The sequence below is a fragment of the Paenibacillus taichungensis genome, from assembly GCF_003287275.1.
Classification (GTDB): Bacteria; Bacillota; Bacilli; order Paenibacillales; family Paenibacillaceae; genus Paenibacillus; species Paenibacillus taichungensis_A.
The window spans coordinates 90011-102105 of sequence record NZ_QEVW01000017.1 but is presented as its reverse complement, the minus strand read 5'-3'; the positions used below and the strand labels follow the sequence as shown (position 1 = coordinate 102105).

At 46.9% G+C, this 12095-nt stretch carries 9 protein-coding genes; all 9 read left to right on the top strand.

Going from position 1 to position 12095, the window contains the following annotated elements; all coding sequences use genetic code 11:
* Positions 1–9: 9 nt before the first annotated feature.
* The 9 genes from DC345_RS24495 (at position 10) to DC345_RS24455 (ending at position 12030) form a co-directional block, all read left to right on the top strand.
* Positions 10–1980 carry a cbb3-type cytochrome c oxidase subunit I gene (locus DC345_RS24495; protein WP_090904681.1) on the top strand — a complete coding sequence of 657 codons (1971 nt, stop codon included), beginning with the start codon at positions 10–12 and terminating at the stop codon, positions 1978–1980.
* Positions 1981–2601: a cytochrome o ubiquinol oxidase subunit III gene (gene cyoC / locus DC345_RS24490; RefSeq protein WP_064640614.1), complete on the top strand. Its 621-nt coding sequence runs from the start codon at positions 1981–1983 to the stop codon at positions 2599–2601.
* On the top strand, positions 2602–2931 hold the full coding sequence (gene cyoD / locus DC345_RS24485) for a cytochrome o ubiquinol oxidase subunit IV (RefSeq protein WP_076291225.1): 330 nt from the start codon (positions 2602–2604) through the stop codon (positions 2929–2931).
* Between the two features lie 215 nt (positions 2932–3146).
* Entirely contained in the window at positions 3147–4163 is a 1017-nt protein-coding gene (locus tag DC345_RS24480; RefSeq protein WP_113055420.1) for a LacI family DNA-binding transcriptional regulator, read from the top strand.
* A 156-nt stretch (positions 4164–4319) separates the two neighbouring features.
* Entirely contained in the window at positions 4320–6650 is a 2331-nt protein-coding gene (locus tag DC345_RS24475; RefSeq protein ID WP_113055419.1) for a glycoside hydrolase family 65 protein, read from the top strand.
* Positions 6651–6677: 27 nt separating this feature from the next.
* Positions 6678–7964 (top strand): ABC transporter substrate-binding protein, encoded by a 1287-nt coding sequence (locus tag DC345_RS24470; RefSeq protein ID WP_113055418.1) that lies wholly within the window; start codon positions 6678–6680, stop codon positions 7962–7964.
* Positions 7965–8023: 59 nt separating this feature from the next.
* On the top strand, positions 8024–8920 hold the full coding sequence (locus DC345_RS24465; RefSeq protein ID WP_113055417.1) for a carbohydrate ABC transporter permease: 897 nt from the start codon (positions 8024–8026) through the stop codon (positions 8918–8920).
* A gap of 14 nt (positions 8921–8934) precedes the next feature.
* Positions 8935–9777 carry a carbohydrate ABC transporter permease gene (locus DC345_RS24460; protein WP_076291229.1) on the top strand — a complete coding sequence of 281 codons (843 nt, stop codon included), beginning with the start codon at positions 8935–8937 and terminating at the stop codon, positions 9775–9777.
* 57 nt (positions 9778–9834) lie between these two features.
* The gene (locus DC345_RS24455; protein WP_113055416.1) at positions 9835–12030 is read left to right on the top strand and encodes an alpha-L-rhamnosidase-related protein; all 2196 of its coding nucleotides are present in this window, start codon (positions 9835–9837) and stop codon (positions 12028–12030) included.
* Positions 12031–12095: the final 65 nt, after the last annotated feature.

Genomic DNA, 12095 nt, shown 5'->3' with positions numbered 1-12095 from the left:
AGGCCCCCAATGTTAGAGAGACTTAAGGAGTTTGCATCGGAGTTTTTCGTTACCGGTGATCCGCTGATTTATGGTGCGGACGTAGCGATCGGAATTACGATGATTACCATCGTAGCGGTGCTGACTTATTTCAAAAAATGGGGCTGGCTCTGGCGTAACTGGTTAACTACCGTCGATCATAAAAAGATCGGTATTATGTATATTATTGCTTCCATTATCATGCTTTTCCGTGGTGGTGTGGATGCACTGATGATGCGTCTTCAGCTAGCTATGCCTAACATGGATTTCTTACATCCCGAGCACTATAATCAGGTCTTTACGACTCATGGTACGATCATGATCCTATTCATGGCGATGCCGTTTATGTTCGGTTTATTTAATGTTATTGTACCGCTTCAAATCGGGGCAAGGGACGTTGCGTTCCCATTCCTGAATGCACTGAGCTTCTGGTTATTCTTCCTGGGAGCAATGCTGTTCAACCTGTCCTTCGTTATCGGTGGTTCACCGGACGCAGGCTGGCTCAGTTATCCACCTTTATCGGAGCTATCGCATAGCCCGGGGGTGGGACAAAACTTCTATATATGGGGTATTCAGATTTCGGGTATCGGTTCCCTGGCTACCGGTATCAACTTCCTGGTTACCATCATTAAAATGCGTGCGCCAGGCATGAAATGGATGAAAATGCCGATGTTTACATGGTCGGTATTCTCCACTTGTATTATCATTCTGTTTGCATTCCCAATCTTGACAGTGACACTTGCTTTGCTCTTCCTCGACAGGTTTGCGGGGGCGCATTTCTTCACACTTGATCTGGGCGGTAATCCGATGATGTATATCAACTTGATCTGGATGTGGGGTCACCCTGAGGTATATATCGTTGTCTTGCCGGCATTCGGTGTGTTCTCCGAGATTGTAAGTACATTCTCGAAGAAAAAATTGTTTGGTTACAAATCAATGGTATTTGCGATGCTGATCATTAGCTTCCTGTCCTTCTTTACATGGGCGCATCACTTCTTCACGATGGGTTCGGGAGCAGACGTTAATGCATTCTTCGCCGTTACCACGATGTTGATTGCCATACCAACAGGGGTTAAAATATTTAACTGGCTGTTTACCATGTTCCGGGGAAGGATACGCATGGATACCCCGATGCTATGGACAATAGCATTTATACCATGCTTTATCGTCGGGGGGATGACGGGGGTTATGTTGTCCGTTGCACCTGCTGACTTCCAGTTCCACAACAGTTACTTCCTGATTGCCCACTTCCACCAAGTATTGATTGGTGGTGTAGTATTCGGATACTTCGCAGGTCTGTACTACTGGTGGCCTAAAATGTTTGGATTCCAACTACCTGAAAAACTGGGTAAATGGGCTTTCTGGACTTGGAATATCGGTTTCTATGTCTGCTTCATGCCGCAGTACGCTGTCGGTTTGATGGGTATGACACGTCGTCTGAGCACCTATGGCTGGGATACTGGCTGGTGGGAACTGAACTTTGTATCCACAATCGGGGCATTCCTGATGGGTGTCGGATTCTTGTTCCAGGTTGCACAAATCGCAGACGGCATTCGGAAATACAAAACACTCAAAGCTTCTGGCGACCCTTGGGGTGGTCGTACGCTCGAGTGGTCGATTCCTTCACCTGCTCCTGAATATAACTTCGCCATTACACCGCGCGGAGATGATATTGATGAGTGGTGGGAAGAGAAAGAACGTCGTGCAAAAGGAATTTATCCACCTGAACAGCCGCTTGAGCCGATTCATATGCCTAAGAATTCCGCGATTCCGTTCATTATGTCTATATTCTGGTTCATCGCCGGTTTCGGCTTTGTATTCGGATGGCTGTGGATGGCGATTCTTGGACTCGCTGGCGTAGGAATTTGCATGATCGCTCGTTCATTCTCATACGATACGGATTATTATATTCCGGTTGACGAAATTAAGCGTACCGAAGCGTCGTTAAGGGGGTCGGTATAAATGGCTCAAGCAGCCGCGAAGCACGGTCATGACCATGCACATGATCATGACCATGGTCACCATGACCCGCAAGAATTGAAAATACTCGGATTCTGGTTCTTCCTGATTTCCGACGTTATCCTGTTCTCCGTATTGTTCGCAACCTTTATTGTGTTGCGTGACAATACGGCGGGCGGACCTGTGTTGTCTGAATTGATCAAAATGCCTGGCGTTATTGCCGAAACATTTATCTTGCTTACAAGTTCATTCACAAGTGGACTTGCGGTTCTTGCCATGAATCAGGGCAAGGTGAAGCAATTGATCAGCTGGCTGGCAGTTACAGCTGTTCTGGGTGCGAGCTTTATCGCCCTGGAAGTAACGGAGTTTATTGAGTTGATTCATGAAGGGTTCAGTTATACAACGAGTGCAGCTTCTGGTGCGTTCTTCACCCTTGTGGGTACTCACGGACTTCACGTATCGCTAGGTCTGATCTGGATGATCGGATTAATGCTGCAACTGAAAAAACGTGGAATTACCGATGTAACTCGCGGTAAAATCAACGTAATCAGCTTGTACTGGCACTTCTTGGACGTCGTCTGGATTTTCCTCCTGTCGATCGTCTATCTGATGGGGGTGATGTAGATGGCAGAGCATAACTCACATGAGTCCCATGGCCACGAACAGCATGGTTCACTCAAGTCCTATGTCATCGGCTTCATTCTGTCCGTTGTCCTGACCATTATCCCTTTGGTAGTGGTTCTGAATGACATGATGGGCAGAACAGCAGCGCTGAGTGTCGTTCTGGTAACAGCAGGACTTCAGTTTGTGGTTCAACTCTTCTTCTTCATGCATATCCGTGAATCGGAGAAGCCACGCTGGAATGTAATGGCTTTGATCTTTGGTCTGTTGATCATGTTGACCATCGTTATTGGTTCCATCTGGATCATGTTGAATAATACAGTTGCGCATTAAGTTTTATGCAATAGCTTAAGGGATCTCCCGACTTTATTAAAAGGTCGGGAGATTTTTTTTACCTATTTGATTGAACGGAATGCGGATAGAATAAGGTAATGGGATAGATGAGTTCCGAAAAGGCGAAAATATTGTCGAAAAAAGTTCTTGATTTTTCTTCTCGAATCCGTATACTCAGAAATATAAGTAATCCGAAACGTTTTGGAGGAAAGCAATTGGCTACAATTAAAGACATATCACAAATGACGGGATTTTCGATTACGACCGTATCCAGAGCTTTGAATGGGTACTCGGACGTCAGCGATAGTACGCGCAAACGGATTAAAGAAGCCGCCGAAACCCTGAATTATAGTCCAAATGGTCTTGCGAGAGGCCTGGTCATGAAGGAAACCAAAACGCTGGGGTTGCTCGTATCAGGCATGACGTACAAAAACATCGATAACAACTTTGTTTTCGAAGTGCTTTGCGGTATTAATGATAGCGCTGCCAATTCGGACTATGATCTGATTTTGTTCAGCACGAATACAGCGAAGCAAAAGATGAAAACGTACACACAGCTGTGTAGGGAACGAAAGGTGGATGGTGTCATTCTTCAGGGTGTGAAGACCGATGATCCGTATTTGCAGGAAGTATTGGATAGTGACATTCCTTGTGTATTGATTGATATCCCCATTCACAGTGAGTATGTTGGTTTTGTATCAACGAATCACAAACAAAGTGCACAAACTGCTGTAGAGCACCTTATTGATTTGGGTCATCGGCAGATTGCCATGGTGAACGGTTACCCAGAGGCTTTTGTTTCCAAAGAGCGCTATGAAGGATATTCCGATGCAATGAGCAGCGCAGGATTGAGCTTAAAGCCTGAATGGATCGTAAACGGGAACTTCACGGAAGAGGAAGCACAGCAGCGAACTTCAGAGTTGTTGAAGGCTTATCCGGAAATTACGGCAATCTTTTGTGCAAGCGACATGATGGCTCTGGGTGTAATGAAGGCTGCGAATGAACTAGGTATCTCTATACCGGATGAATTGTCTGTAGTGGGATTTGATGACATTCCGACAGCCGCTTATTTTCAACCACCACTCACCACCATCGGACAGAACATGTATCAGTTGGGACATGAAGCTGCAAACCTCCTGATGGGCATGCTGAGATCGGAAGACAGCCCCAAATTTAATATTTTGCAAAATGAATTGGTTTTGAGATCCTCGACAGCCAAACCAGGTCGCTGAGTTTAGTTGAGAATACGGTTCACGAGGGCTTGCAAAATGAACGAGTTGAAGAGAGCACCGAAATGTTTTATTAAATCCGAAACGTTTCGGTATTATTTTCACTCGAATCCAAAACGTTTCGGATACATCATAAGATAGACATAGGGGGAATACGCATTGCTGAAATACGACGTAGGACAAGGAGAATGGAGTAACTGGCTGGTAACTGAAACCGGGTTTGATCCCGCTCATCAAGGGAAAGGCGAAGCTGTGCTCTCACTTGGAAACGGCTACATGGGACTTCGCTCTGCAACGGACGAGAATTATGTTGGACAGGTGCGGAACTGGTTCGTAGCTGGAACATTCAATAAGTTTGATGAGCATGAAGTAACAGAACTCCCTAATGCAGCAGATGTGACGGAGCTATCTATCACACTGAATGGGGAAAACTTCAGCTTGGAAAAAGGAAGAACGATCAGCTACAGTCGTCAACTGAATCTCAAAAACGGTGAGCTGACCCGTAACGTGGTATGGCAGAGCCCAACAGGAGAAAGTTTTGAACTTCAATTTCGTCGCTTTGTTTCCTTGAGCAACCGTCATCTGGTTGGTTCATCTGTAAGCATCAAGCCACTGGATGGTCAGGCGCGTGTTCACATTGCATCCGGTATTAATGGACAATGGACGAACTCGGGTGCGCAGCATTTCACAGAAGGCGAAAAACGGATATTTGAAAAGACATATATTCAAATGACGTCAACGACGACACAATCCGCTGTTGATTTTGTAACCAATACGGTGCATAACTGGCAGCTGAATGGTGAAAAGGTTGAGCCGGAATTGCGTCAAACGATGGGACGCCGCAAGGTTGGCATCGAAGGTACAGTAACCGTGGAAGCCGGACAATCGGTAACACTGGAAAAAATCTCGAATGTGCATACCAGCCGCGATCTGGTGTACAGCAACGGTGGATATTCACTGGATCAAATGCGTGAATCTGCACTGACAGAACTGAAGCAAGAGTCGCAAAAAGGGTATGATCAGCTATTTCGTGAAAGCGCTAACGCTTGGGCAGATACCTGGTCCACGTACAACATTGAAGTGGATAGCACAAGTGGGTATGACCAGCTTGCCATCCGTTTCGCCATCTATCACCTCGTCATTATGACACCTGCGCATGATAATCGCATGGGAATCGGGGCGAAAGGATTAAGTGGTGAAGGGTACAAGGGACATTCCTTTTGGGATACGGAAATCTTCATCCTTCCATTCTTCATCTACAGCAATCCCAAGATCGCAAGATCCTTGCTGGAATATCGATATCAGGGGTTGGATGGAGCTAGAAGTAAAGCCAAGGAGAACGGATTCGAAGGAGCTATGTATCCTTGGGAAGCAGCCTGGATCGAAGATGGCGAAGTTACACCGGTATGGGGGGATGTAGATATCGTAACCGGAGAACAGACGAAGATCTGGTCCGGCTTCATTGAACAGCATATTACCTCTGACATCGCTTATGCCGTTTGGCATTACGTCCAGTCTACAGGCGATGAGGCGTTCATGGATCAATATGGCTACGAGATCATTTTTGATACAGCAACGTTCTGGGCCAGCCGCCTGGAGTGGGATGAGTCCAAGGGACGCTATCACATCAATGAGGTTGTTGGACCGGATGAGTATAAGGAACATGTGGACAACAATGCATTTACTAATCACATGGCTCATTTCAATATGGAGTTGGCTATTCAATATTATGAACAGCTTCAGCAGGAGAAACCTGAGTTGCTCAAAGCATTGTCTACGAAGCTTAACCTGACATCTGCTCGGGAAGCGTGGAACAAGCTGGATCAAATGTATCTGCCAGGGCCGAATGAACAGGGACTTATTCCGCAAGATGATACTTACTTGCAGAAGAAAGTCATTGATCTTACTCCTTATAAAAATCAGACCAAAGTTGCCAGCATCTTCAATGACTACAACCTGGATCAGGTTGGTGAAATGCAAATTTCGAAGCAGGCTGACATCATGATGCTGTTCTTCCTGCTTGAGAATAAATTTGAACCCGCTATCAAACGTGCGAACTATGACTATTACGAGGAAAAAACATTGCATGATTCCTCATTGTCCCTGTCGACTCACAGTATTCTTGCCAGTGACTTCGGTGATCGTCCGCTCGCATATGATCTTTTCCGCCGGGCGTCCGAGATTGATCTGGGGCCGCATATGCACTCTTCGGATGCAGGCATCCATTCAGCTTCGCTGGGCGGAATATGGGAATGTGTGGTGATGGGATTTGCCGGAGTTCGCATGTTGGATGGCCAGCTTCATCTCGATCCAAAGCTGCCTGAGTCATGGAGCAGTTTGAAATTCCCGCTCTACTGGCAAAACCAGTTGTTGCATATCACAATCACGTCCGAGGGTATTCTAATCGAGAGTGATGCAGAGGAAGAAATTTCTCTCCTTCTGTCCGGTCAGCAAGTTACTTTCAGTAAACGGTTTCAAACCTTGGTTTAATATAAATCCATGTGGGAGGTCATTCAAATGAAAAAAGGGTCCGCAAGTTTGGTCATGATGCTGATTTTGGTATTAGTGTTATCCGCGTGTTCTTCAGGTGGAAGCAACAGTGCGGAAGGCGGAAAAGGAGAAAAGGTAAAACTCACCTTCTCCGTATGGGGAGATGTCAACTCTGGTGCGGATGAAGTGAAGCTTGCGGAAGAGTTCAATGCTGCACACCCGGATATCGAAGTGAAGTTTGAGCCTATTCCAAGTGAAGGTTACGGAACAAAACTCACTACATCCCTGGCAGCAGGTCAGGCACCAGACGTATTCCTGGTTGGTGAAGGTGACTACTACAAATACGTTGATAAAGGCGTAATTGAGCCGCTTGACGATTATTTGAACAAGGACACTTCGTTTAATCTGGATATTTTCCAAAAAGATCTCATTGAAAATATGAAAATCGAAGGCAAACAATACTACTTGCCTAAAGATTTCAACCCACTCGCTCTCTGGTACAACAAACGTATGTTTGACGAAGCGGGAATCCCTTATCCAACAGATGAATGGACGTGGGATGACATGATTGCAACTGCACAAAAACTGACTAAAAAAGATGGCAATAAATATACTCAATTCGGATTCAACGCAGGCAAATGGGAATATCCGATCTATACGTACCTGTGGGATTACGGTACAGACATCGCGAATGAGGATGGAACAGCTGCAGAAGGCTACATGAATAGTGAAAAAACGATAGCGGCAATGGAGCAATATGTATCCTGGTCTCAAGGAGATAGCCGTGTATCCCCGACGCCACTGGATTCCGAGACGCTTGGCGGAGATTCATCGATGTTCATGACAGACAAGCTTGCCATGATGATTACAGGTCGTTGGATCAAAGGTGATCTCGACAAATCCGATGTTCAATATGGTTCTGCACTTATTCCGCAAAATACAGACGGTACTCGTTCAAGCATCATCGCAAGTGCGGGTTGGGCGATCAACGCAGCCGGTAAAAATAAAGAAGCGGCTTACGAACTGGTGAAATGGCTCTCGGGTACAGATGCACAGAAGCTTCGCTCTGCAAACGGTAAAGTACTGCCAGCGACTGTGAAAGAACTGGACGAAGTCAAAGCCAAAGAAGTAGCAGACAAACCGGTCATCGAAATGATGGATTATGCGAAAAAACCGGTAACTATGCGTTCTACAAACGGACCTGTGTTTGTTGAAGAATTCACCAAGGCGCTGGAAAAAGTGCTGCTTGGCAAACAGGATGTCAAAGGCGCTCTGGATGAAGCTGCGAAGAACGTTGACAGCAAAATCAAGTAAAAACCATGCGGGTGAGTCGGCTGCCATGCTGATTCACCCTCTTCATCAAGGAGGCTGCTATGCGTAATTCTAAATCCGAGCGTGCCGGGTATTGGTTCATATTACCCTGGCTTATAGGCTTGTTACTCTTCACCATTGGTCCAATGTTGTTTTCCCTGCTGTTGGCTTTTAGCAAATGGGATATTATTACCGGCGTACAATCGATTGAATGGGTCGGTCTGGATAACTTCAAAACGATGTTTCATGATGAGTTGTTCTATCAATCGTTGAAAGTTACCTTTATTTTCGCTCTGGTATCCGTACCGCTGTATCAAGTGGCATCACTGCTGATCGCCTTGCTGCTGAATATGCGGAACAGAGGGATGAAATTTTTCCGATTGATCTATTTCATGCCATCCGTCATTCCAGCTGTTGCAGCATCAATGATGTGGATTATGATTTTCAATCCGGAATACGGCATTTTGAACCGGGCGCTTGCCTTTTTCGGCATACAGGGGCCAGCTTGGCTTCAAGATCCGAGCTATGCGCTGGGCGCACTGATTGTCATGGGTTTATGGGGCGTCGGCAACACGATCATCATTTATTTGTCTGGCTTGCAGGGAGTTCCCGAAGAGCTGTATGAAGCTGCCAATCTGGATGGTGCGGGACCGTTTCAACGGTTTTTCAACATCACATTGCCTATGATTTCCCCAACAGTGTTCTTCAACGTAATTATGGGGATTATAGGTGGATTCCAGTATTTCACACAAGCATTTGTTATGACCAACGGGGGACCGCTGAACTCGACCTTGTTCTATAACTTGTATCTGTACAATAAAGCTTTTACCGATTTTGAAATGGGTTATGCTTCGGCATTGTCCTGGGTATTGTTCATCATCATTCTGGCGTTTACGCTGCTGGTTATCCGCAGTTCTTCGATGTGGGTCTATTACCAGGGCGATAACGAAAAGGATTGAGAGGAGGACAAATGATGAATCAAGCAACGACACGGAAACCGGTCTACTCGAAACTATTCTCTATGCTCATGCTTCTTGCTGGTGCGGCCGTCGTGCTGATCCCGCTGTTATGGACGTTTGCAACATCTCTTAAAACACCTGCGGAGGTGTTCAAAGATGATTTTTTCCCGGCTGTATGGATGTGGTCTAACTATAAAAATGCCGTTCTGGCCATCCCGTTTTTTACATTTTTGAAAAATACGCTGATTATTCTGATTCCGGTATTAGTCGGTACCGTATTCTCGTCTGCCCTATGTGCGTATGGTTTCGCCCGGTTTAACTTCCGCGGCAAACGCACGCTGTTCCTGGTGCTATTGGCGACGATGATGCTGCCTTCACAGGTAACGATGATCCCGATGTTCATCATGTTCAAGGAAATCGGCTGGGTTGATACATTTTTACCACTCATTATCCCTGCATTCTTCGGTGGCGGAGCGTTTAACATCTTCCTGATCCGCCAGTTCATGCGCGGTATTCCGCGTGATCTCGATGAGTCCGCTTTTGTAGACGGAGCCAATAAAATGCAGATTTTCACTAAAATCATGCTGCCACTTTCCATGCCGCCACTGATTGCCGTATCGATCTTTACCTTTATGGGCGTATGGAATGACTTCCAGGGACCGCTCATTTATCTGAACTCCAGTGAGAAGTATACGCTGGCACTCGGTTTGTCGATGTTTAAAGGGCTTTATAACGTGGAATGGAACATGCTCATGGCTGCAACGATGCTAATTATGCTTCCGCCACTCCTTGTGTTCTTTGTTGCACAAAAATACTTTATTGAAGGCATTTCTATCTCTTCTGCAATCAAGGGCTAATCGTCCGTATTTAATAGAAGAGATACGCGGTGAGCCAAACCGCAGAGGAGGACAACCATGGCCACATTAACAAGCAGACATCCTTTTAATTTGTATTATAACGCAGGTGAATATGTAAAGATTTGCGGTACCCAGGACGGATACTTTCCCGACTTTGGGCATCATATGGCTAACGAAATGGGCGGTGTATGGCTGCATCCGATCAAGCTGCTGGATGGCTTCTGGCTGAAGGTAACCGATCTGGATCGCAACATTGCGGTATGGGCAAGGGCAGACGGATTCACAAGCGAATCCTGGGGCGGAAGCCGGTTCGATTATGATCACGGATTAAGCCACATTCCGGTATCCATTGAACGCAGTCAGTTTGCCCCCGATTATGAAAAAGGCATGGTCGCAGAATATGAGATCAGTGCATACGGCAAAGGAACAACCCGGCTCAAGCTGGAGCTGCTGTCACGTACCGATCTCCGTCCAGTGTGGTATTCCGATGAGATTGGAATTATCCCAGGAGCGGGTGAAACGGCAGAAGCCATTTCTTCGCGCAAGGTTATCGTCAAAGATGATGCCCAAGACTGGTATGCCATGATTGGAAGTGACCTGCCTGGAACGGAAATGACCGTTGGTCCTGAAATTTACGGACCGGAACTGACGGCAGGCAAGGGCACAGGCATCTCTTTTGTAACCGAATGCACGCTGGAGGAGAAGAATGTGTTCCGCTTCCGGTTATTTGTTGCCGGTTCGGAATCGTCCCGTGAAGCCTGTGAGCAGACCTATAGAGTTATTGAACGTGACTACGTAAGCTTGAAAGAGCAGAAGCTGAAGCTTTACGACAAGCTGGATCAGCGCGCAATGCTGACCATTGAAGGCGAAGATGAGCTGAACGAGCAATTTGCCTGGGTGAAGCGCAACAATCAGTGGCTGGTGCAGCAAGTAGATGGAATTGGTCGCGGATTGACGGCAGGTGGACCCACGTATCCGTGGTGGTTCGGCTGTGACAGTACGTATGCACTTCAGGGTGTACTTGCTACAGGAGACCATCAGCTGGTACGGGATACGCTGAATTTGTTGCTGGAGAAATCCAAGGAAGCAAACGGCAATGGACGTTTTGTGCATGAAGTGACCACAATGGGAGCCGTGTCTAATCGCGGCAACACGCAGGAGACGGCACACTATATTGCTTTTGTATGGGAAATGTTCCTGTGGACCGGAGACGATGCACTTCTGCGTGAGCATTATGACTACTGTGTTCAGGGAATCGACTGGCTGCTGGGTGAGATGGACCCGGATGGAGACCTGTTCCCTTCGGGTTACGGCATCATTGAGATTGCCGGCTTGAATATGGAACTGATCGATAGTGCCGTATATACAGCGAAGGCTCTTCAGGCGCTGGAGCACATGAGTCTCTATTTGGGTGAAACGAAGCGGCATCAGACATATCAAAAATTGGCCGAACAAGCGGTACGCGCAGTGAATGATGTGTATTGGTCTGAAAAAGACAGCCTCTATGCGGATGCCGTTGCACCTATTTCCGATATTGTGCCCAAGGTGGATTACATGGTTTCTCTCGCTGAAAAGCAAGGGATCACAGACTACCGGGAGTACGTAGAGGGATTGCTGACAGATGCAGGTGAGAATCAGAAAGATCGCGGTTGGCTGCTAAACAAAAACTGGGTTATTGTCACGCCAATGGAAGCAGGAATTGCCGATCAGGACAAAGCACAGCGTGCGCTGGAAGCGATGCGAAATCGCGACTTCATCGGTGAATACGGTACGTATCTTGCTGCCATGTATAAACAGGGCACGATGACAATCTCTACCGGGGCCCATGCGGTTGCCGAAGCGGCGTACGGGTATCCGGATCACGCCCTGGATTTACTGCGTCGAATGGGGAAAAGCTTCTCACGTGTACTGCCGGGTTCATTCTCGGAGATGTCCCCGGACTACGGCTGTGTAGTGCAGGCGTGGACAATCTATGCACTGGCTGTACCAGTCGTACGGCATTTCTTCGGCGTTCAACCGGAAGCACAGCATCGCCGTATAACCTTGTCACCTGATATGCCGCAAGCATGGGAAAACAAAACATGCAGTCTGAAGCATCTGACGGTAGGCGATGCGGAGTTTGATATTCATTTTGAAACCCGTGAGGGCAAACGTTATGCGAGCATTTCCAACGCATCGGGCTGGACGGTCGTTCTGGACTGGAAGGGCGAAAGACGGGAAAGCAACGAGAAACGAATTGAATGGCAACTATAATGTTCAACTAAACATTTACACGATAACGGAGAGGGCAGAAAAAACCTGAAGAAACGCAGTGTTCG